This window comes from Enterobacter sp. ECC-249 (assembly GCF_043965265.1).
Lineage (GTDB): Bacteria > Pseudomonadota > Gammaproteobacteria > Enterobacterales > Enterobacteriaceae > Enterobacter > Enterobacter quasiroggenkampii.
The window spans coordinates 4,094,392-4,116,682 of the sequence record NZ_CP143660.1 but is presented as its reverse complement, the minus strand read 5'-3'; the positions used below and the strand labels follow the sequence as shown (position 1 = coordinate 4,116,682).

Below are 22,291 nucleotides of genomic sequence, written 5' to 3'. Positions count from 1 at the left end.
ATGAGTGAAAACAAAAGCCGCCGCGAATTTATCAGCCAGAGCGGCAAAATGGTGACCGCCTGCGCGCTGTTTGGTGCCACCGGATCCGTCGCGTATGCTGCTGACTCCGCAAAGCCACTCTGCGAGACCGGTAAGCCTATGAATATCACCGCGAAACATTACTATCTGGACAACGTGCTGCTCGAAGCCGGGTTTAACTTCGACGGCGGCGTGGCGACGAGCACCCGTACCGAGCTGAAAACGCTGGAGATCAAGGACGGGAAGATCGTCGCCCTGCGCGACAACAAGCGCCACGCCGACGCCACGCTGCCGCACTACGATGCGGGCAACAAGCTGATGCTCCCGGCGATGCGCGACATGCACATCCACCTGGATAAAACCTTTTACGGCGGCCCATGGCGATCGCTCAACCGTCCGGCGGGTACCACGATTCAGGACATGATCCGCCTTGAGCAAAAGCTGCTGCCCGAGCTGCAGCCCTACACCCAGGAGCGTGCGGAAAAGCTGATCGACCTGATCCAGTCGAAAGGCTCCACCATTGCCCGCAGCCACTGCAACATTGAGCCGGTTTCCGGCCTGAAAAACCTGGAAAATTTGCAGGCGGTGCTGGCTCGCCGCAAAGCGGGTTTTGACTGTGAAATCGTCGCTTTCCCGCAGCACGGGCTGCTGCTGTCGAATTCCGAAAAGCTGATGCGCGAGGCGATGCAGGCCGGGGCGCACTACGTGGGCGGGCTGGACCCGACCAACGTCGACGGCGCGATGGAGAAATCTCTCGACACCATGTTCCAGATTGCGCTGGACTACGACAAAGGGGTGGACATTCACCTGCACGAAACCAGCCCGGCGGGCGTGGCGGCGGTGAACTATATGGTTGAAACCGTGGAGAAAACGCCGGAGCTGAAGGGCAAGCTGACCATCAGCCACGCCTTCGCGCTGGCGACGCTCAACGAGCAGCAGGTGGATGAGATCGCCACCCGCATGGCGGCGCAGCAGGTGACCATCGCCTCCACCGTGCCGATTGGCACCCTGCATATGCCGCTGAAGCAGCTGCGGGACAAAGGCGTGTTTGTGATGACCGGCACCGACAGCGTGATCGACCACTGGTCGCCGTACGGTCTGGGGGACATGCTGGAAAAAGCCAATCTTTATGCCCAGCTCTACATCCGTCCGAACGAGCAGACGCTCTCCCGCGCGCTCGGTATAGCCACCGGAGACGTGCTGCCGCTGAATGACAAAGGCGAGCGCGTGTGGCCGAAGGCGCAGGACGATGCCAGCTTTGTGCTGGTGGACGCCTCCTGTTCCGCCGAGGCCGTGGCGCGCATTTCCCCGCGTACCGCAACGTTCCAAAAGGGAAATCTGGTCTGGGGTACGGTGGGCTAATGGGGTGCCGGGTGGCGCTGCGCTTACCCGGCCTACGGTTCGGAGATTTTGTAGTTCGGGTAAGGCGAAGCCGCCACCCGACAATGCAGTATACTGCTGTGCACATACTTAAAGAGGGATCTGCCATGGCACAAAACATCTACGACAACCCGGCGTTTTTTGAAGGCTACGCCCAGCTTCCGCGCTCGGTGCAGGGGCTGGACGGCGCGCCGGAGTGGCCCGCGCTTAAGGCCATGCTGCCGGATTTAACCGGTAAATCGGTTATCGATCTCGGCTGCGGCTACGGCTGGTTCTGCCGCGCCGCGCGCGAGCTGGGCGCTGCTCACGTCACGGGGGTCGATATCTCAGAAAAGATGCTCGCCCGCGCGGCTGAACTGACTGACGACGCACGGATTCACTATCAGCGTAGCGATCTGGACTCTCTCAGCCTCGACGAAAACAGCCTCGATCTGGTCTACAGCTCGCTGGCGCTGCACTACCTGCCGGAGCTGGATACCCTGTTTGCGAAGGTTCAGCGCGCGCTCAAACCCGGCGGCAGCCTGGTCTTTTCGATGGAGCACCCGGTTTACACCTGTGCCTCGCGTCAGGGCTGGCTGACCGACGATAACGGCGAGCGGTTCTGGGGCGTGAACCATTATCAGGACGAAGGCCAGCGCGTCAGCAACTGGCTGGCGGACGGGGTGATCAAATACCACCGCACGCTGGGCACCACGCTTAACGCGCTGATCGGGGCCGGATTAACGATAAGCAACGTCAACGAGTGGGGGCCAACGCAGGCGCAGATTGACGCCTGGCCCGCGCTGGCCGAGGAGGCGGAGCGCCCGATGCTGGTGCTGATCGCCGCCCGCAAGGATCAGTAGCCGACCTTGTATACGCGCCCGGTCTGCACGCCTTCCACGCTGCGACGATAGGCTTGCGCCACCGTGGCGGCAGGCACGCTTTCGAAGCCCGGGAAAAAGCCATCGTATGTTTCGACCGATTCGGTGAGCACCGTCGGGCTGATCAGGTTTATGCGGATCCCGCGCGGCAGTTCGCAGGCTGCGGCGCGAACAAACCCTTCCAGCGCCGCATTTACCGTGGTGGCATTCACGCCCTGCGCAATCGGCTCGTGCGCCACAATTCCGCTTATCAGCGTAATCGAGCCGCCTTCGTTAAGATAATGCTGGCCGGTCAGCGCCAGGCGCACCTGCCCCAGCAGCTTATCCTGCAGCCCCTGGTTAAAGTCGCTGTCTTTCATGGTCGCGAGCGGGCCGAAGTAGAGGCCACCGCTGGCGGACACAATCGCGTCCACCGGGCCGATTTTCTCAAACAGCGCCTGAACGCTCGCCTGAGAGGTGATATCTACCTGATAGTCGCCCTGCGTGCGGCCGACGCGGATGACCTCGTGGCGACGACTCAGCTCTTCCGTTACCGCACGACCGACCGTACCGCTGGCACCAATAATGACGATTTTCATAGCCGACTCCTTATGTTGTGAGCCTTCATTCTTTAATAAATAAAAAAGCAGATAAACTGGGCTAAAGTTAAAAGATTGCTAACCAGAGGTTTGGAATATGGATAAGCTTCGCAGCATGGAGACCTTTATTGCCGTGGTGGAAAGCGGCAGCTTCACCGGTGCGGCGGTACGGCTGGAGATGTCAGCGGTGATGGTGGGGAAGTACGTTGCGCTGCTGGAATCACAGCTCGGCACCCGCCTGCTGGAGCGTAACACGCGCCGCCAAAGCCTGACGGATGCCGGACGCGTCTATTTCGACGAGGCGAAGCGGGTGCTGGAGCAGGTCATGATTGCCGAAAGCGCGGTTGAACGGCTGCGTGCTGCACCTGCCGGAACGTTGCGCGTCACGGCGCCCACGTCGTTTGGCGGCTGCGTGATTGCCCCGCTGACGGCAACTTTTTTACAGCGCTACCCGGAGGTACGCATCGAGCTGGATCTCACCAACCGGATGGTCGATCTGGTGGAGGAGGGCGTCGATCTGGCCATTCGCATTGGTGACGTTCGTAATGACGATCTGGTGGCGAAATATCTGTGCCCCTACAACATGGTGATCTGCGCCGCGCCGGACTATTTGGCGCGACACGGCACGCCGCAAACGCCAGACGATCTGGTGGATCATCTCTGTCTTTCGCACACGGTGTGGACGGCACGTAACGAGTGGCGGCTGCCGGGCGTGGAAGGGGAGGTGCGCTGGAAGCGGGATGCAATCTTAAGATGTAACGACGGCTACGGCTTACGCATGGCGGCGCGAGCCGGAGCAGGGCTGTTGCTGCAACCCGAGGTGCTGGTGGCGGAAGAGCTGGCAAGCGGCAGGCTGGTGCGGGTGCTGGAGCCGTTCACGCCCGCGCCGAGGCCGGTGCATTTATTGTGGCGCCAGGATTTGCGGCCGCTGCCTAAACTCACTCAGTTTATTGCGCACATCATGCAGAACGGGCATATCAGCGTTAATTAGGGCAACGTCCGGTTGGCGCTTTGAGGGGGCCACACTCGTCATAGCCGTAGACGGTATAGCCCTTCTGCTTCATGCAATTCGATATTTTGTCTTCTCTGGCAACGATTTCCTGAAGTGTTTGGCCAGGTTTGCTGCTGCCTCCGTTATAGCTGCCGTCATCAAGATTGGCGTCTTTGTCTACGCCACAGAAGTAAAGATCTTTCTTGCGCTGCTCATTATCGGTGTAGCCTCCCGGCCCCGGCTTCTGGAAGGTTTGAGCATAGCGAACATATTTATAGTCGGAAGAGTCCATATTACCGACAACACAGCCGCTCAGCAGGAAACAGGATAACGTTACGATGATTTTCATTATTGATGCCTTATCCTACGAAGCGCATGAAAAATCCAGGGACTTGTGCTAGTAAGAGTGGTCATATCATAAAAAAGAAGGTAACAAGAGAATGTCCGTGAGTAAACTCGCCAGCAGCGCGCAGGGCCTGCAATCATCTGCCATCCGTGAATTATTAAAACACAGCAAGATGGCGGGCGTAATCTCGCTGGGGGGCGGTATTCCAAACCCTGACCTGTTCGATCGCGAAGGGCTGAAAATCGCTGCCGATGCCGTATTATCTCAGCATTTTGGCGAGGCGTTCCAGTACGGCCTGACGGAAGGCGTACCGGGACTGCGCGAGGAAATTAAACGTATCTGCGAGGGGCGCGGTATCGCCTGTAAGGCCGATGATGTTGTTATTACTTCCGGCTCGCAGCAATCTCTTGACGTGCTGGCGCGTGCGTTAATTAACCCGGGTGACACCGTTGTCGTTGAGCGTCCAACCTATCTTGCCGCGCTGCAGGTATTCGGCCTGGCTCAGGCGAATTTTGAATCCGTTGGCACCGACGGCGACGGTATGAAGGTGGACGAACTTGAGGCCCTGGTGGCAAAGAAAGCCATCAAAGCGGTCTATATCGTTCCAACGTTTGGTAACCCCGGCGGCGTCACGCTTTCCGAAGCGCGCCGTAAGCAGCTGGTGGAATTATCGAAGCGCTATGACTTCGTCATTATTGAGGACGATCCGTACAGCGAAATTAATTATACCGATGAAGTCTTCCGCCCGTTAATTGCCCATGCCAAAGATATCGGCAATGAAGAGAACGTGGTGTATACCTCAACCTTCTCTAAAATTCTCGCGCCGGGGACTCGCGTAGGCTGGGTGCTGGTACCGGAATGGCTGAAGCGCGCGGTCGTGAACCTGAAGCAAACCACCGATCTGCACACCAGCACGCTGTCGCAGCTGATGACGTATGAATACCTGAAAACCGGTCGTCTGGCCGATCAGATTAAAACGATCCGCGAAGCCTATCGCCAGAAATACCAGACGTTCGCAACCGAGCTGGAGGCCGAGCTGGGCGATGTGATGTCGTTCCACAAGCCGAAGGGCGGCATGTTCCTGTGGGCGAAAATGAACAACGGCATGAATACCACCCGCTGGCTTGAAAAAACGTTAAGCAACGGCGTAGTATTTGTGCCTGGCGAGTTTTTCTACTGCAATGAGCCAGACCCAACGACGCTGCGCATGTCGTTTGTCACGCCAACGGATGAAGATCTGAAAGAGGCGGTTCAACGCCTGAAAAAATCGCTCTAAAAGAGCTGCGCATAATGGCTTTCCTGCCGTTATGCGCAATACGCGTTCAGGGCGGCAGGGGCCGCGATCGTTCATGGTGAGTTCCATGTTTGAACTTCTGCTCGGTGTCGTTACCCACACCCCCGTGTGGGTGTGGGTGCTGTTTATCTTTCTCATCTCTCGCGGCATTAAGGCCCGCAGGCCCGCCACCGTCACGCTGGAGAGGCTTGCCATCATTCCGGCGATCTTTCTTATCTGGGATATTTACGATCTGGTGGTCTACCGCACGCTGACTCCCGGGACCGTGGCATTGTGGACGGCGGGGATCCTCGCCGGGGCTGCGCTGGGGTATTTCCTGATTAAGCAGGCGGTTATCACCCGCGCAGAGGCGCCGCGCACCCTTTACCGCCAGGCAGACTACACCGCACTGCCGTTTATGATGCTGGCGTTCGGGGTAAAGTATGTGCTGGGCGTGATGAGCGCGGTCTCTCCCCAGACGATGCAGCAGCCTGCCATGAGCGCGCTGGCGATCGTCTCCGGCGGCGTGTTTGCCGGTGTGTTTATTGGGAAATTTGCGCGTTATATTGGCGTGTATAACAGCGCCGCATCGCGCCCGGCGGAGTAAGATCTCCGCGCCTGTTCGGGTCAGGCAACATCCGGCTGGCCTGATTTTCGCTTAGCTATGACGTCCGCAACGGTCTTTATACGGCTTAGCTCCTCCTGCGTCCTGGAGTTAGATTGCGCTTCCCAGATATCGACGTTCAGCTGTAAGTTAAGCCAAAATTCAATCGAGGTATCAAAGGCTTTTGCCAGTTTGATCGCCATATCGGCAGTAAGCTTGCGATTGTTATTGACCAGCGCGCTGATGGTGTTGCGGTGAACGTTGAGCATCTCCGCCAGATCGCTGATTTTCAGATTGAGCGGTTCAAGATACTCATACTGCAACACGTCGCCCGGCGTGGTGGGTTTGCGGAGTGCCTGTTGAAGTGTCATAGATGATGCCTCACTTGTGTTGCGTGTACTTATGTGGAGAGAGGAAGAGATCTTCTGCTTTACCCTCTGTCCAGCGAAATACGAGCCTGTATTGCCTGTTTACCCGGATTGAGGAATATCCCTTCAGCGGAGGATTCAATGCTTCATACATATTACCCGGTGGCGATCGCAAATCCCTGTGCGAGGTTGCTGCCCTGATCATATCGAGCTTTCTCGCAAGCGCTGTTTCCAGATTTGAAGGAATAACATTGCTCGATCTGCCGTAAAGAAAATAATCTTCAAGCCATTGCTCCCGAAAATAACTAATCATAATGCTGCTGAGCTCCAGTCCATGAAGCTGATTGAATGGTAATGCACTCCTGCACTGTGCGCAAGTGCGTTTTTGTCTGCGGTTAATATTACCCTGGCGATGGCTGAAGGGAAGTGGGATGCATGACTAAAGATTAATACGCCGAGGTAGGTTCCAGTTTTGGCGTGCGGTTTAATGCCCGGCGGCGCTGCGCTTGCAAGGGCCTCCGGGTATGTAGGCCGGGTATGGCGGAGCCGCCACCCGGCAATTGACTATCGCTCCCTCAGCGCCTCTTTCGCCCGGTTAAACGGTTTAATCAGATAATCCAGCACCGTTTTTTCTCCGGTCTTAATATCCACCGTCGCAATCATCCCCGGCACAATCGAGAAGCGCCTGCCCGCCTTATTCACCAGGAAATCCTGGCTGGTGCGGATAAACACCCGGTAGTAGAACACTTCCGGCTTGGCCTCGTCCTGGATGGTATCCGGGGAAATCGTCTCCACCACCCCGTGCAGCCCGCCGTAAATGGCGTAATCGTAGGCGGTGATTTTAACCAGCGCCTCCTGATTCGGGTGGATAAAAGCGATATCGCGCGGCGACAGGCGGGTTTCGATCAGCAGGTGATCGTCCACCGGCACAATCTCCATCAGCTCGCCGTTGGGTGGGATCACCCCGCCGATGGTGGTGACCTTGATGTTTTTCACGATCCCGCGCACCGGGGATTTTACCGTCAGACGGGTGACGGAATCCTGGCGGCCCTTGAGGATCGCCGAAACCATATCCACCTCCGCGTTGGCCTTGGATAGCGCCTCGCGGGCCTGGACGTAATACTGCGAACGCACGTCGGTGAGCTTCAGTTCCAGATCGCTTTTCTGCCGCTGCAGGCGCAGCACCTCCACGTGGCTGGCGGCCCCGGTTTTCACCAGCCGCTGGGTAATGGCGAGCTCTTTATTCGCCAGATCTAACGCGGCGCGCAGCTCCCGCTGGGTATCCTCCAGCTGCGCGCGGCGCGAGTTGTACAGTCTCGTTTCGTCGGCAATCAGATCCGGCCATTTCGCCAGCGAAGGAGGGAACTTCAGCGGCAGATCGTTCACCTCGGCGTACAGGCGGGCGCTGGAGGCCAGAGACGCGCGGTAGCGCGCCGCGCTTTCGCCGACGTTTGACTCGGAACGGGTAGGGTCAAGCCGCGCCAGCACCTGCCCGGCCTGCACCTGATCGCCCTCGTGGACATTCAGCTCGGTGAGGATCCCACCGTCGAGAGACTGTAAGACCTGCTCGCGCGAGCTGGGGATCACTTTCCCCGAGCCGGTTGACACCTCATCCAGCACGCCAAACCACGCCCAGACGCCCAGCACCACAAACATCAGCAGCGAGAAGATCACGATCCGACGCGCGCCGGTGTAGCCGCTTTCGGAGTCGAGGGCGTTATCCAGATCGTCCATTGCCGCCACGTCACGCTGACTGATTTTCATTTTTCCACTCCCGTCCGGTTGCTGCCTGTTGCTGCTGCATGCGGCTGTTGCTCAGCGCCTGGGCTTTTGGCGCATCCATCACCAGCATCCCCTCTTTCAACACCACTACGCGCTCCACCAGCTCAAGCACCGGTACACGGTGGGTGGCGACGATGAGGGTGCGATGCCCGAGCCAGTCGTCCAGCCGCTGGATGAATTCCCGCTCGGTGTGCTCGTCCAGCGAGGCGGTGGGTTCATCCATCAGCACGATATTCGGATCGCGCAGCAGCATTCGCGCCAGCAGAATCGACTGGCGCTGCCCGCCGGAGAGCCCCACGCCGTTTTCCATGATCGGGTAGTCCAGCCCCTTTGGCAGCTTCTGCACGAAGCCCGCCGCACCGGTCAGCTCCAGCGCCTCGAAAATTTCTTCGTCGGTGGCGCGCGGCATGCCGAGGGTGATGTTCTCGCGCAGGGTGCCGTAAAACAGCCGCGCGTTCTGGGTCATAAAGCCGACGTTGCGCCGGACGTCGGCGACGTCGAGATGCGGCAGGCTGAAGCCGTCGAGCCGCAGCTCTCCCGCCGCCAGATCCATCCCACCCGCCATCGCCTGCAGCAGGGTCGATTTGCCCGCGCCGTTGCGCCCGAGGATCGCCACTTTTTCTCCCGGCCGGATCTCCAGGCGGTTAATGCGCAGCGCCATGCGCGGATCGTCAGGCTGATAGCGGAACTGCGCCTGCTCAAAGAGGTAGTGGCCGCGCAGCACGTCCTGACGGATCGGCGTCTCCTCGCGCTGGTTTTCGGTGGGGAGCTGCATGATGCTGTCCAGCCCCTCTTTTGCCGCTTTGACCTGCTGCCAGCGGGCCAGCACGCCGCACAGCGTCGCCATCGGAGCGATCATGCGGGAGGCCAGCATCGACGCGGCGACCACCGAGCCGGTGGTCAGGGTGCCGTCGATCACCATCGGCGCGCCGACCACAATTACGGCGGCGTAAACCAGGCTCTGGATGGTCATCCCCCAGCTGATGAGGTTCTGCGTCAGCTCGCGGGTGCGCAGGCCGGATTCGGCGGTGATCTGGATATAGCTGTTCCACTGCTGCAAAAAGCGGTTTTCCGCCTGCATCAGCTTGATGTCTTCGAGCCCCTGCACGCTCTCCACCAGCACCGCGTTGCGCAGGGTTGATTCATGCGCCGACTGCTTTGCCAGCTCCGCCAGCTTCTTCTGCAGCAGCAGGCCGGGCAGGACCATGATCACCGCCGCGACCGGGGCGATCCACGCCAGCTGCGGGGCGATGATCGCCAGCACCACCACGAACAGTAAAAAGAAGGGCAGGTCGACAATCGTCGAGATGGTGGACGAGGTCACCATCTCGCGGATCTGCTCCAGCTCGCGCAGCTGTGAGATAAAGCTCCCGGTGGAGCGGGGGATCGCGCTGTTGCGCAGCCGAAGCGCGTGGCCGAAGACGCGATCCGAGACGCGCATATCCGAGCGCTTGCCCAGCAGATCCATAATGTGCCCGCGCGCCACGCGCAGCACGAAGCCAAACAGGGTGGCAATCAGCACCCCGATGGTCAGAACGTACAGCGTCGGGTAGGACTGGGCGGGGATCACCCGGTCATAGACCTGCATGGAAAAGACAATCCCGGAGAGGGAAAGCACGTTGATAAACAGCGCGGCCAGCATCACCCAGCTGTAGGGGCGGAGATCGCGCATCACCAGCCGGTAGAGCCAGTCCGGTCGGTATTTTGAAATATAGGCATCCACGCGGCTGTCCTTCAGCGCGGCGAGTGGCCGCAGGGCAATGACGTGGCGGATGGCGGGCAGCATGGCCGTCATCGACAGCCTGTTAGTGTAGGTCTGGTCGTCGAAGAAGCTGACTTCCAGCGTATCGTCGCCGTCGAAGTGCTCGATCGCGCCGACCCGGCCGTCATTCAGCGCCACCACCACCGGCAGACGCCAGCTGTTGATCGACTGCTGGTCAGCGGTGAGCAGTTGAAACGACAGCCCTGCCTCACGCGCCAGCTGGGTGAGGGCGGGTACCATCGGTTTGCCTTTCAGCCACGGTGCGCCTGCGATCAGCGCGCCGGGCGAGCAGGCGACGCGGTAGCGGGTGGCGATAAAGCCAAAGGCCTGCGCCCACTGCGCCAGCGCCTCATCCGTCATGTTTTCACCCTGCGGGATTTCGCGCTGCTTCATGGCTGGATCTCCACGGTCTGGATGGTTCGGTTATCAAGGTCGAACGCATGACGCAGCTGCCCGGTGTTATACAGGCAGTTGAGCTGCAGCTGGTGCAGCTGACCGAGGGTCTGCTGCTGCGTGAAGCGCGCCTGATAAACCTCCTGTTCGGCGTTGAGCACGTCGAGCAGCGGGCGCGAGCCGAGGTCAAGATACTGCTGCTGGTATAGTTCGCGGGTGCGGGCGCTGAGCGCCTCCTGGCGGCCCTGAATTTGCAGCGTGCTTTGCAGGCTCATTACCTGGCTGCGGGCTTCCAGCAGTTTCTGGCGGACATCCAGGCGCGTGCGCTGAATGGTGGACTGCGCCGCTTCCACCGCGTGTCCGGCGGCGTTACGCCTGGCGGTGAGGCCGCCGCCCTGATAGAGCGGCATCTGCACTTTCACCCAGGCGGAATACTGGGTGCGATCCCGCGTGTCGCTGCCCGCATAGCGATCGTTCATGTAGTGGCGCACCTCCGGCTCCAGCGAGACGGTTGGCGTCATCTGCGCGTCGGCGTAGTCGAGGTTAGCCTGGGCGACGTTAGCCTGTGCCCAGGCGGCAAGTACCGCAGGGACCAGGCGGTCATCCGGCTCGGCGACATCGCAGCTGCGGGCCAGTTTTTGCGGAAAGTCGTTGCCGATCGCGTTCAGGCTGTTCCAGCCGAGAAAGCTCATCAGCGTGGCGCGGGCGCTGTCCAGGCTGGCCTGGTACTGCATCAGCTGGGCGCGCGCGCCTTCGATACGCGCATCGGTCTGCACCACGTCAGAGAGCGACGTGGCGCCTTCGTCGTTACGCTGGCGGGTCAGCGTGCCGATGGAGGAGAGGGCCTCAAGCTGCTCTTTGGCGGTGTCGACCATCTGCTGCCAGGTTTGCACCTGCACCATGGCGATAGCGGTATCGTGGGCGATGGTGTCGATACTCACCAGCACGTTGGCCTGCTGCTGGGCAACGCCCGCGCTCTCGGCCCTCACCTGGCTATCCACTTTGCCAAAGTCGTAGAGCATTTGTGAGAGAGAGAGCACCAGCGATGGCGTAAAGCCGTTCTGGTCGCCGTCATGGGAATACCCGTTGTCCACGCCGGCATTAATCTGCGGATAGTATTTTGATTTCGCGACGTCCACCTCTTCGCTCTGCTGGTAGAGTTTGCCCACGGCTTCGCTGATGGCCGGGTGCCACGTGACGGCACGGTTAACGGCCTCGCCAAGCTGTAATGTGCCGGGAGCGGCGTGGCCGGCCACCGGGGCCACGCGACCGTTGAGTGAGGGGAGTTCCTGCGTTTCGCGAAGCTGTCCGGTATTGATGGTTGCCGCCGGATTTGCGCAGAAAGCGGACACAGATATCAGGCAGCACGAGAGCCACCAGTAAGGCATCTTCATTCCCATGTCATGTCCCTAATAAAAAGAGTACGGCTTTATTATTTATGCCCGGGCGCTGTGCGCCCGGGTTAGGTACTACAGGTGCTATCAGGTAATGATGTGCTGCTGATTAACAAGCTCGTCGTAGGTGGTCTGAACGCCATCAAGCGTAACGAGCGTGGTATTAGTGTAGGTGCCCCCCGCACCGTCACGGTCGATGGAGATCACGGTATTGCCATTACTATTAGTAACATGGAGATAATTCCCCAGCGTCGAGGCGCTACCGTTCCAGCCCACCAGCAGATCGCCGATGTCGATCTTGTCCCCCTGCGCCAGCGAGAAGCCGGTCCAGTGATCGCCCGCGGTGCTGCTGACGTTACCCGCCGTGGCATTCCCAACCGTACTGTTCAGCACCTGGTAAATCAGCGTATCGCCGTAGGCCGTACCGGTGATGACGTCGTTATGCTCCGAGCTGATGAACTGCGGCGCCATATTGATGGTCAGCGTGGCGGTATCCGTCCTTCCGGTAGAGTCGGTCAGGGTGTAGTTGAAGGTCTCCTTCGAGGTCATGGTTGAGAGCGATACCCCGCTGTTGAGGGTATAGGTGTAATGGCCGTCAGCGCCGATCGCCAGGACGCCGTAATGGCCGGTGATATTCACCGTTGCGCTGCCGGTATACGGATCCAGCGTGGTGGTCACGCCGTTGTAACCGGTCACGCTCAGACGGGTATCCACCGAGTGGAGCTGATCCAGCACGCCGCCAGAATCGGTGCCGTCAAAGATATTGCCGTTGACGGTGTGGGTGCCGGTCGCGTCGAAATCAGTCAGCGAATAGGTGGTGCCGTTTACGCTTGGCGTGATGGTGATGGTCCCGACGCTGAGCCCCGGTACGCTACCGGTAAAGCTCAGCGTATAGGTCCCGGCGTTGAGATCCAGCCCTGTCAGCGGGACGTCGATACTGCCGCCCAGCAGCGAGGCGCCGCTGAAGGAGCCGCTGCGGATCGCGCCGTTGGCATCGCTAATCGTCCAGTTTACCGTCAGCCCGCCCAGCGCCAGCAGCGAGACCACGCTAAAGTGCAGCGACGCGTTATGCAGCGCGGTGTTCGGGTCGACCACGAAGGTTCCGCTGCCGCTGCCCTGGGTTGATGAAAGCACCGCGGTCGTCCAGCTGGCGACGCCCACGGTGGTATCGGAGTAGACCGACGTGTGGTGCACCGAGGTGACGTCCATTGCGGTACTGACGTCGTTGACCGCATTCATCGCCTGCGCGGTTGGGGTGATGTTAAGCGATGCCGTATCCTTCGAGCCGTCAGGCGCGGTAACGGTGTAGACGAAGGTGTCCGGCGTGCTGATATGGTCCGCCCCCACGCCGCTCCTCAGGGTATAGGTGTACTGACCGGACGAATTAATGGTCAGCGTGCCGTATTCCCCCTGAATGGTGGTTGTTCCACTGCTGTTGACCGCCACGCCGTTTACTTCGGTGACTACCGTGCCCGCCGGAACAGGGTCATTCGCCAGCACGTCGCCCGTGGTCGTTTCGCTGATGCTCGCCACGCTGTAAACATGATCCTGCAGGACGCTCAGCGTGTAGGCCGTAAGGGCGGTGATCCCGGACGCGGTATTCAGCAGGAACAGGTATTCCCCGGCCGGCAGATTGAGCGTCAGCTGGGATGACGAGCCCCCCAGCAGCGGGGCGCGCAGCCAGCCCGACTCGACGCGAACCTGCTCGAAGGTCTGGGTGGCGTTGTTGAACTTATAGACGTACAGATCGAATACCGATGCCAGCGCCACGCCGCCCACGGAGGCCTGAATGGTCATGGTGCGGGTCGTGCCTTCCTCCACGTTGTAGATAATCGGGTTGGTCATGTCGTCCAGCAGGTTAAGCCCCAGCGTGCTGCCGAGATTAATGCCTACCAGGGTAAAACCGTTCTGAGACGAGGCGCCGTTATTAATCTCGCTCACGGTGGTGTCAAAGGTCAGCGAAGCCGTGTCGTCCACCGCCACAATGCCGTTGACTACCGTACCGGCACCCAGAGACAGCACCAGGTTCGCCGACGCGCTGACGCCGTTATGGGTGATGGTGTAGGTGAAGCTCTCCGTTCGGCCAATGACCGCGGCGCTGGTGTCGGTCAGGCTGTAGGTATAGCTGCCGTCGCGGTTAATGGTCAGCGTACCGTACTGGCCCTGGATCACCGTACCGTCGGCGTTCACGCTGGTGGTGACGCCCTGCGCGTTAGTGACCGCGGAGATGGTGGTTCCGGCCGGCGCGTTGTCGCTGCCGGCGGTCGGATCCGTATCGAGGATCACGTTGCCGTTGAGGCTGGTATCGCCCGTAACCGTACCCGGACCAGTCTCTTTCACCGCCACGTCGAGGCTGGTGTAGGAGCCGGTCGCCAGCAGGTTGGTGTTGTAGCTGAGCACGCGGTAGTCGCCGTCAGCCAGTCCGGACAGGTTCAGCGATACGCCGGTTGCGCCGAGGGTCAGGAGATCGGCAAACTGCGGTTGGCCGGTGTCCACCACGGTAGTCCAAACGCCGTTGACGTAGTGCTGCACTACCAGCTCAAGGGTATTGAGCAGAGAGAGCACCGCCCCCGTAGCGTTGGCGTTCACCACGATATCCGCGCTGCCGCCGCTGACCACCGAGAAGTTCACCTGCGCGGTGTCATTACCGATCAGCGTCAGGACGTTGCCAACGGCGCCGACCAGCAGGAAGCCGTAGTCACTGTACTGACTGTTGGTCACGGTCGCCGTGGTGCTGAGGTTCAGCTCTTCTACGTTATTGCTGGCGGAGAGCGGCACCACCGGCGCAAGGGCAGAGCCCGGCAGGGAGGTGTTGCCCGCGACGTCGGTCGCGGTGATCTGCAGCGTCTGGCCTTCGGTCTGTTTGTTAATGAAGGTGTAGCTGTAGGTGCCGTTGCTGCCCGCAATGGCGGTCACCGTCGTACCGTCCGCAAGGCGGATCGTGACGGTGCTGCCGGCTTCCGCAGTCCCGGTCAGGACGCTACCGTCGGCGTTGAAGGTTCCGGTCGGCGCCGTTGGGGCGGTCGTATCAACGATAATCGTCGTCACGGCTGACGCCACGCTGGTGTTTCCGGCCGCATCGGTGGCGGTGGCGGTGAAGTTATGCAGTCCTTGCGTCAGCGTGGTGGTTTGCGGCAGGGTCCAGTTTCCGCTGCCGTCGGCGGTCACCGTGCCTACCAGCGTAATGCCATCGTAGATCCGTACTGTGGCATTCGCTTCGGCCGTCCCGCTCAGCGTTGGTCGGGTGTCGTTGGTCGGGTTCGTACCGGTTACCGGCCCGGTAACGCTGCCGACATCATCAATCACCGAACTGATGACCGGCGCGGCTGGCGGGAGGGTATCGACGTTAATCACATACCCGGCGGTAGGCGCGCTGGCGTTGCCCACCGCATCGGTGGCGGTAAAGGTCAACGTGTGCGCGCCGTTGCTCAGCGCCGGGGATGGCGTAAAGCTCCACGCCCCGCCGGTCGCCGTCACGCTGCCGATCTGTACGCCGTTATCAAAGATTTTCACCGTTGACCCTGCTTCCGCCGTACCGGTGAGGGTCGGCTGCGCGTCGTTGGTGAAACCGCCGTTGGCAACCGGCGTCGCCGCATTGCCCACGTCATCCAGAATGCTGGTCAGCACCGGCAGCGCAGGCGGCGTGGTGTCGACGGTGAGGCTGAAGCTGGCCGACGACACGCTGGTGTTGCCTGCCGCATCCGTGGCCTGCGCGGTGAAGCTGTGCGGACCATTCGCCAGCGTGGTGGTGAGCAAGATACTCCAGCTCCCGCTGCCATCCGCGGTGCCCGTTCCGACAAGCGTGGTTCCCTCATAGATCTTAACGGTAGCAAACGGTTCGCTGGTTCCGGTAAGGCGCGGAACGGTATCGTCGGTTGTTTGCCCGGACGTAAGCGGGCCGGTGATGCTGCCTACGTCGTCTATCGCCTGGCTGATAACCGGCGCGTTCGGTGCGGTGGTATCAACAATCAGGGTAAAGTCCGGCGAGTTCGGGCTGACGTTGCCAGCCGCATCGGTGACCGTGGCGGTCCAGGTATGGCTGCCGCTGGCCAGCGGCGTTGACGGCGTAAAGCTCCATGCGCCGGTACCGTCCGCCTGCACGGTGCCGACAGGCTGGCCGTTCTCATAAACGGTGACCGTGGCGTTGGCTGTCGCGGTGCCGTTCAGCGTCGGCGTGGTGTCGTCGGTGCTCTGCCCGGAAGAGAGCGGGGTTTGAATGCTGCCCGCGTTGTCACCCGCGGTCGAGATGACCGGTGCCGACGGCGCGACCGTGTCCACCGTCAGGTTAAACGGCGCCGTCGTGCTGCCGGTGTTGCCAGCCGCGTCGGTGGCGTTGAAGACGATCGCGTGCGGCCCTTCGCCCAGATCGGTGCCCGGGGTGAAGGTCCAGTTACCCTGGGCATTGACCACGGCAGTGCCAATTTCGGTACCATCAACGATCACGTGCACTGTAGAACCCACGTCGCCCGTGCCGTTGAAGGTTGGACGCGCGTCGTTGGTGCTGTTACCCGACGTGAGCGTCCCGGTGACCGGACCGATATCGTCAATGACGCTCGTCACCACCGGTACGCCGGGAGCTGCGGTATCAATGGTAAAGGCGAAGACCGACGAGTTCGCCGAGGCGTTGCCTGCTGTATCCGTTGCATACGCGCGCAGGGAGTAGCTGCCGTCGCCCAGCGGCGCGGTCGGTGTAAAGGTCCAGTTGCCGCTTCCGTCAACGAGCGCCGTACCAATCTGCGTGCCGTTGTTCATGATGTGAACCGTGCTGCCCGCCTGGCCGGTGCCGCTGATGGTCGGTGTGCTGTCGTTAGTCACCTGGCCGCTGGTGAGGTTGCCCGTGACGCCGCCAGGGGCGTTGTCATTCACATTATCCAGCGTCGGAACCGTCGGGGCCGTCAGATCAACCACCACGCTCCAGGGAGTTGAGACCGCGCTGACGTTGCCCAGCGGGTCGGTCGCCCGGACGGTGAAGCTGTGCGTGCCTTCGCCGAGCGCGGTGTCAGGGGTAAACGTCCACGCGCCGGTGCCGTCAGCCGTTACCACGGCAATCTGGGTGCCGCCGTCGAAAATGGTCACCACGCTGTTTGCGTCCGCTGTCCCCGAAAGGGTTGGCGTGGCGTCGTTGGTCTCGGTGCCGCTAACCACCGTGGTGGCGGCGTTACCGACGTTATCCGTGACGTTGGTGATGACCGGCGTAGCGGAAACGGAGTCCACCACTACGGTGAAGCCCGCCGAAGGACCGCTCTGGTTCCCCGCCGGATCGGTTTCGCGGATGGTCAGGACATTATTACCCTCTGCCAGGGCTGGCGTGGTGTAGCTCCAGGTACCGGTGTTGCCGATCACCACGCTGTCCAGCAGCACGCCGTTGTTGTAAATGGAGATGGTATCGCCCACCGCGCCGGTGCCGGTGAGGGTCGGCTGGTTGTCGTTAGTGGTCTGGCCGCTGGTCAGCGGGCCGGTGCCCGGACCGACGTCGTCAATCACCGCGCCGATAGCTGGCGTGCCCGGTGCGGTGAGGTCGACGGTGACGCTGGCCGCCGGAGAGCGGCCGCTGGTCTGGCCGTTGAGGGTCGCGGTCACCTCAAAGGTGTGCAGCCCTTCGCCAAGCGCGGTCGACGTATAGCTCCAGTTGCCGCTGCCGTCGGCGGTCACCGTCGTCACGGGCGTTACGCCACCGTCCTGATAAATGGTGATCAGGCTTCCCGCCTGAGCCGTACCGGTAAGCGTTGGCGTGGTGTCGTTGGTGGTTTTGCCTTTCACGTCGCCGACGATCGGGGCGACGTCATCGTTGATAGCCGTAATGACCGGCACCTGCGGCAGGTCGAGCGGTGAATCGGTAACGATAAAGGACGCGCCAGGGCTGGCATTTCCAGCGGCATCTGTGGCGGTCACGGTCAGCGTGGTCGGGTCCAGCTGCGCCGGACTCAGCGCAATGGAGAAGCTGCCGTCGCTTGCGGCAACGCCACTACCAATAACGGTCCCACCGCTGTCTTTCACGGTAACGGTACTTCCTGCCTCGGCGTTACCGGTCAGCGGAGTTCCTTCCTGAGCCAGGGCCATGCCACTCGGGTTTGCAGGCGCGGCGGTATCCACCGTCACGCTCAGCGGTGCGGAACTCCCTGACGTGTTACCGGCAGGATCGACAGACGAGACGGTGAAGGTATGAGGGCCATCCGGCAGGGTTGTACCTGCAGTCCAGCTCCAGCTGCCGTCCGGCTGTATCGTGACCGGCACACCCGACGGGCTACCGTCGATGGAGATGATAACGCTGGTGCCGGGTTCGCTGGTCCCGGTAAGGGTCGGCGTGCCGTCGCGGGTGTAGAGCACGTTGTTGGTAAGCTGGCTGTCTGAGACGGCATTAATCTGCGGTATCCCAGGCGCAACGGTATCGAGCGTGACGGTAAAGACCGCACTCGGCGCGCTAAGGTTGCCCGCTGCGTCCACGCCGGCCACGGTAATGTTTAGCGGGCCGTCCGTTTGTTGTGGCAGGGTGAAGGACCATTCGCCAGTACCATTCACCGTCACGCGTCCTAATTCGACGCCGTTGTTGTAGACGATCACCGTCTCACCGATGGCGCCGGTGCCGCCGACCGCTGGCGTCGAATCCGTGGTAAAGCCACCATCAGGCGCGCCGCCCACGGCACCAATCACCGGCGTAGCTGGCGCCACGGTATCCACGACGATTGTAATCGCTGGCGACGGGTCAGAGATGTTGCCCGCTTCATCGGTGGCGGTGGCGGTCCAGGCGTGGCTGCCCTCGGCAATGTCGCTGCCAGGACGCCAGCTCCAGTTGCCGCTGCTGTCTACCGTGACGGTGCCCACAACGGTGGATATGCCGTTGACGGTGTCAGTGATGTTGATTACGTCGTTCGGCGTGCCGGTGCCGCTCAGGACCGGGCGCGGATCGTTAGTGGTTCCGCCATCGGGAACGGGGCCGGTGATCTGGGTGACGCTGTCGGTGACGGTCGGTGCCGCAGGCGTAGCCGGCGGGTCGGTATCAATGGTGATGGTGACCGGCTGCGATGGGGCGCTTTCGTTGCCCGTGCCGTCCATGTTGGTGACGGTCAGGGTAATGTCATAGGTGCCGTTAGGCAGCGGGGTTGACGGTGTCCAGGTCCAGTTGCCGCTTCCGTCCACGAGCACATCATCAAGTTTGACGCCGCCGTTGTATATCGTCACGGTATCGCCCGGATTGCCGGTTCCGCTAAGGGTCGGCGTGGTGTCGCGGGTGGTTTCTCCCGGGTTCAACGGTATTGCTGTGCCATCAGGGTTGACGGTGATTGCCGGGATATCCGGTGTGGCAGGCGCGACGGTATCCACCGTCAATACAAACGGGCTGGAAATCGTGGTATTGCCGGCGGCATCCGTGGCGTGAACCGTCAGGGAATGCGGGCCGTCGGTGAGCGGGCTAACGGGTATAAAGCTCCAGCCGCCGCTGCCGTCGAGGGTGGCGGTGCCGAGCAGGATGGCACCGTCATAAACGGTGATCACCGTATCCGCCGGGGCTGAGCCCTGCAGCAGCGGCTGGGTGTCATCCGTGGTATCGCCGCTGCTGAGCGTGCCCTGAACGCCGCCGACGTCATCGGTCACGGTGGCGATAGTGGCTGCTGCTGGCGGCGTGGTATCGACGGTCAGAGTAAAGCCGCTTGACGGCTGGCTGGTGTTACCCGCTCCATCGGTGGTGACGGCGGTAAAGGTATAGGTGCCGTTAACGAGCGGCGTGGTCGGGGTATAGGTCCACGTGCCGCTGCTGTCGATCACAATCGTTGTGACATCGACGCCGTCCTGGCGAATGGTGACGGTTGAGCCCGGCTCCGCGGTGCCGTTGAGCGTTGGCGTGGTGTCGTTAGTACTGTCGCCAGAATTGAGCGCGCCGAGGCGCTCTGGCACGTCATCCACAACCTGGGTAATGACCGGCGCTCCCGGGGCAACGCTGTCAATGATGATGCCCCAGCTGTTGGAGACGTCGCTGGTGTTGCCCGCCGCGTCAGTTGCGACGGCGGTCAGGGTATGTGGCCCTTCAGTGATCGGGGTGTTTGGGGTAAAGATCCACACGCCAAGGCCATTGGCGACGGTCGTCCCAATAGCAACACCGTCCACGCGGAGAGTGACCGTTGCGTTTGGTTCGGCGGTACCGCTGAGCGTTGGGGTGGCGTCGTTAGTGGTCTCATTAATGTCGAGCGAACCGGTGCGACCGGGGACATCGTCCACGACTTGTGAAATTACCGGCGCGCCAGGCGCCGTGCCGTCGATGGTAATCGTCCACGAATCTGATAACCCGCTCGGGTTACCGGCTACATCCGTCGCCTTCGCGGTCAGTACCAAGATGCCATCGGCCAGCGGTGCAGGCGGCGTAAAGCTCCACAGGCCGGAAGAGGAAACAACCACCGTACCGAGGACATCGCTGCCGTTGTAAACCGTGATGGTCGAGCCCGCTTCCCCCGTTCCGGTCACGGTCGGCGCCCGGTCGTTGGTAATCCCGTTCGGGCCCACGGGGCCCGTGCTGGCCTGCACGTCATCAATCACAGATACGATAATTGGCGTCGCCGGTGGAGTAATATCCGGTGATGCGGCGGCGGTTGCTGGTCCCGTGTTGCCTGCCGTGTCGGTGGCGTCAGCGGTCAGGATTTCGCCGTTGAGCTTCGGCGGGGTCAGCGTCAGGCTGAAGTTACCCTGGCTGTCCGCAACAACCGTGCCAAGAGTGACATCGCCTTCACGGATGGTCACCGTGCTGCCGGCTTCCGCGATGCCGCTGATGGTGCCGCCATCATTCGACACCGCGAGGTTTCCAGGGGCAGACGGCGGCGTGGTGTCCACGGTGAAGATGACAGGCTCTGAGCTCGCGCTCAGGTTTCCGGCGGCATCGGTTTCAGTGACGGTTATGGAGTGTGTCCCTTCCGGGAGCGGGCCGTTCGGCGTGACGCTCCAGGTGCCGTTGGGCTGCACCGTCGTTGTGCCAACCACCACGCCGTTATCGTAAATGGTGATGGTTCCGCCGGGCTCGCCGGTTCCCGCCAGGATCGGCAGTGAAGCATCGGTAAGCGCGCCCGACGTGATGGTTCCCCTGATAGCGCCCGTATCGTCGGTCAGCACAATCGCGGTCGGCGCGTCCGGCGGAGTAAGATCCACCGTCAGGGTAAACACCGGTGAGGCAGGCCCGGTGTTGCCCGCGGCGTCGGTTGCCCGCACGGTAATCTCATGAGTTCTTTCACTCAGATCAACCGACGGGGTAAAGGTCCAGGTGCCGTTGCTGGCGACCACCGCCGTACCAATGGCGACTCCACCGTCATAAATCGTCACGGTCGAGCCCGCTTCGCCGGTGCCGGTAAGCTGCGGGCGCTGATCGTTAGTGCTGCCGCCGTTGCTGACTGCCCCCGTCTGCGGGGCAATATCATCCGTTACGCTGGTGATTGCTGGCGCATCGGGCGCGGTGATGTCCGGCGCGTTGAGCGTTGTGCCCGGGCTGGTATTCCCGGCGCTATCCGTCGCGGTGGCAGTCACCTGCTCGCCGTTGGTTAACGGTGTGCCGAGGGAGACGGTAAAGCTGCCGTCGCTGCCCGTTTTTCCTGAGCCAATAACATTCCCGTTCGCGTCTTTCAGCGTGATGGTACTGCCGGGTTCAGCGGTACCGGTGACGGTTTTACCATCTGGAGAGAACTTAAGGCCGGAAGGTGCGTTCGGCGGCGTTGTATCCGGATCGGCAGGATCGACGGGTGTGTTGGGGTTGGGGCTATTGTTATTGCCACCATCGCTACCGCCGCCGCCACCACCGGTGCTTGCCGCCGCCGCGATGCCACCCGCTGCGACGATGCCGCCCAGTGCCCATGGCCAGATGGCGGCACCACCGGCGTCGCTCCCGGAGGCCGCAAGCAGCACGTCCGTGGACGCGATAGATTCAAACGTTGCGGCTCCGGTCGGATCTTCAATCCACCATAATGCGCCCTCGCTGTCCTGCAGTACCAGCTGGCTCACGCCCTGCGCGTCCGTGACGTAGAAATTTTTAAGGGTGATCACCTCGCCGGAGTGCAACGTAACCAGCAGATCGTTACCATTTCGCGCGAAGTGGGAGACGCTCGCTCGCTCGATATGAAGCTCAACGATAGAGGAATGGCTCAGCGTAACCTGTGTGCCTTCCGTGGTCGTTTCCACGCCAGTAAGTTTCGATATAACAGAGATTTGGCTCATTTAGGCATTACTCCAGCAGATGTGTCATGAACGGCGAGCAAGACGAGCCATCTCTGCAGAAGGTAAAGGGCGCCCCCGGCGCAGTCGCTGTTATAACGCAAACGCAGCACTGACCGTTGTTTTTAGCGCGCACGATGCCCGCCAGGATTCAGAGTGGCAACATCAGAGCGAATCTAATTTCTAATGAAAGAGAACCGTTTTATTCGTGTTTTATGTTTTGTAAAACCCTGTAATTAATAGAGGAATTATTTTTGAGGATATAAAAATGATATAGACAGAAAACACGGGTTGTGCAAATTCAGCTTTCGTAAATAAATTCGAAAACAATGTGGAGGGCATTAATCTATTGATGTTGTT

The 22,291-nt window shown here is 60.9% G+C and carries 13 protein-coding genes; 5 read left to right on the top strand and 8 right to left on the bottom strand.

Annotation, left to right across the window (positions count from 1 at the left end; translation table 11 throughout):
• Both V1587_RS19515 and V1587_RS19510 read left to right on the top strand, forming a co-directional pair.
• Positions 1-1,380, top strand: coding sequence for an amidohydrolase family protein (locus V1587_RS19515; protein WP_371897984.1), 1,380 nt, complete (start codon positions 1-3; stop codon positions 1,378-1,380).
• A gap of 125 nt (positions 1,381-1,505) precedes the next feature.
• Positions 1,506-2,240, top strand: coding sequence for a class I SAM-dependent methyltransferase (locus tag V1587_RS19510; protein WP_371897985.1), 735 nt, complete (start codon positions 1,506-1,508; stop codon positions 2,238-2,240).
• On the opposite strand, the gene V1587_RS19505 is transcribed toward V1587_RS19510, so the two are convergent.
• Positions 2,234-2,836 carry a short chain dehydrogenase gene (locus V1587_RS19505; protein WP_371897986.1) on the bottom strand — a complete coding sequence of 201 codons (603 nt, stop codon included), beginning with the start codon at positions 2,834-2,836 and terminating at the stop codon, positions 2,234-2,236. The two genes, V1587_RS19510 and V1587_RS19505, sit on opposite strands and share 7 nt — an antisense overlap.
• A gap of 97 nt (positions 2,837-2,933) precedes the next feature.
• Between V1587_RS19505 and V1587_RS19500 the strand changes: the two genes are divergently transcribed.
• Entirely contained in the window at positions 2,934-3,827 is an 894-nt protein-coding gene (locus V1587_RS19500) for a LysR substrate-binding domain-containing protein (protein ID WP_371897987.1), read from the top strand.
• Here the strand turns inward: V1587_RS19500 and V1587_RS19495 are convergent.
• Complete coding sequence (locus tag V1587_RS19495; RefSeq protein WP_371897988.1) at positions 3,820-4,176, bottom strand: hypothetical protein; 357 nt, start codon at positions 4,174-4,176, stop codon at positions 3,820-3,822. The genes V1587_RS19500 and V1587_RS19495 overlap by 8 nt on opposite strands.
• Positions 4,177-4,267: 91 nt before the next feature.
• Between V1587_RS19495 and V1587_RS19490 the strand changes: the two genes are divergently transcribed.
• The gene (locus tag V1587_RS19490; RefSeq protein WP_371897989.1) at positions 4,268-5,449 is read left to right on the top strand and encodes a PLP-dependent aminotransferase family protein; all 1,182 of its coding nucleotides are present in this window, start codon (positions 4,268-4,270) and stop codon (positions 5,447-5,449) included.
• A gap of 85 nt (positions 5,450-5,534) precedes the next feature.
• On the top strand, positions 5,535-6,053 hold the full coding sequence (locus V1587_RS19485) for a DUF6622 family protein (RefSeq protein WP_395314461.1): 519 nt from the start codon (positions 5,535-5,537) through the stop codon (positions 6,051-6,053).
• A gap of 20 nt (positions 6,054-6,073) precedes the next feature.
• Here V1587_RS19485 and V1587_RS19480 read toward each other — a convergent pair whose 3' ends face one another.
• The 6 genes from V1587_RS19480 to V1587_RS19455 form a co-directional block, all read right to left on the bottom strand.
• Complete coding sequence (locus tag V1587_RS19480; protein ID WP_371897991.1) at positions 6,074-6,421, bottom strand: HigA family addiction module antitoxin; 348 nt, start codon at positions 6,419-6,421, stop codon at positions 6,074-6,076.
• A 10-nt stretch (positions 6,422-6,431) separates the two neighbouring features.
• Positions 6,432-6,731 carry a type II toxin-antitoxin system RelE/ParE family toxin gene (locus tag V1587_RS19475; RefSeq protein WP_371897992.1) on the bottom strand — a complete coding sequence of 100 codons (300 nt, stop codon included), beginning with the start codon at positions 6,729-6,731 and terminating at the stop codon, positions 6,432-6,434.
• 251 nt (positions 6,732-6,982) lie between these two features.
• Complete coding sequence (locus tag V1587_RS19470) at positions 6,983-8,152, bottom strand: HlyD family efflux transporter periplasmic adaptor subunit (RefSeq protein WP_371898029.1); 1,170 nt, start codon at positions 8,150-8,152, stop codon at positions 6,983-6,985.
• Between the two features lie 10 nt (positions 8,153-8,162).
• Positions 8,163-10,355: a type I secretion system permease/ATPase gene (locus V1587_RS19465; protein ID WP_371897993.1), complete on the bottom strand. Its 2,193-nt coding sequence runs from the start codon at positions 10,353-10,355 to the stop codon at positions 8,163-8,165.
• A complete protein-coding gene (locus tag V1587_RS19460; RefSeq protein ID WP_371897994.1) occupies positions 10,352-11,755 on the bottom strand; it encodes a TolC family outer membrane protein in 1,404 nt (467 codons plus the stop codon). Before V1587_RS19460 ends, V1587_RS19465 begins: the two co-directional genes overlap by 4 nt.
• Positions 11,756-11,836: 81 nt before the next feature.
• On the bottom strand, positions 11,837-21,934 hold the full coding sequence (locus V1587_RS19455; RefSeq protein WP_371897995.1) for a BapA/Bap/LapF family large adhesin: 10,098 nt from the start codon (positions 21,932-21,934) through the stop codon (positions 11,837-11,839).
• Positions 21,935-22,291: the final 357 nt, after the last annotated feature.

Coding starts and splice junctions, on each gene's coding strand:
- V1587_RS19515 (WP_371897984.1), top strand. CDS start 1: ATGAGTGAAAACAAAAGCCGCCGCGAATTTATCAGCCAGAGCGGCAAA.
- V1587_RS19510 (WP_371897985.1), top strand. CDS start 1,506: ATGGCACAAAACATCTACGACAACCCGGCGTTTTTTGAAGGCTACGCC.
- V1587_RS19505 (WP_371897986.1), bottom strand. CDS start 2,836: ATGAAAATCGTCATTATTGGTGCCAGCGGTACGGTCGGTCGTGCGGTA.
- V1587_RS19500 (WP_371897987.1), top strand. CDS start 2,934: ATGGATAAGCTTCGCAGCATGGAGACCTTTATTGCCGTGGTGGAAAGC.
- V1587_RS19495 (WP_371897988.1), bottom strand. CDS start 4,176: ATGAAAATCATCGTAACGTTATCCTGTTTCCTGCTGAGCGGCTGTGTT.
- V1587_RS19490 (WP_371897989.1), top strand. CDS start 4,268: ATGTCCGTGAGTAAACTCGCCAGCAGCGCGCAGGGCCTGCAATCATCT.
- V1587_RS19485 (WP_395314461.1), top strand. CDS start 5,535: ATGTTTGAACTTCTGCTCGGTGTCGTTACCCACACCCCCGTGTGGGTG.
- V1587_RS19480 (WP_371897991.1), bottom strand. CDS start 6,421: ATGACACTTCAACAGGCACTCCGCAAACCCACCACGCCGGGCGACGTG.
- V1587_RS19475 (WP_371897992.1), bottom strand. CDS start 6,731: ATGATTAGTTATTTTCGGGAGCAATGGCTTGAAGATTATTTTCTTTAC.
- V1587_RS19470 (WP_371898029.1), bottom strand. CDS start 8,152: ATGGACGATCTGGATAACGCCCTCGACTCCGAAAGCGGCTACACCGGC.
- V1587_RS19465 (WP_371897993.1), bottom strand. CDS start 10,355: ATGAAGCAGCGCGAAATCCCGCAGGGTGAAAACATGACGGATGAGGCG.
- V1587_RS19460 (WP_371897994.1), bottom strand. CDS start 11,755: ATGGGAATGAAGATGCCTTACTGGTGGCTCTCGTGCTGCCTGATATCT.
- V1587_RS19455 (WP_371897995.1), bottom strand. CDS start 21,934: ATGAGCCAAATCTCTGTTATATCGAAACTTACTGGCGTGGAAACGACC.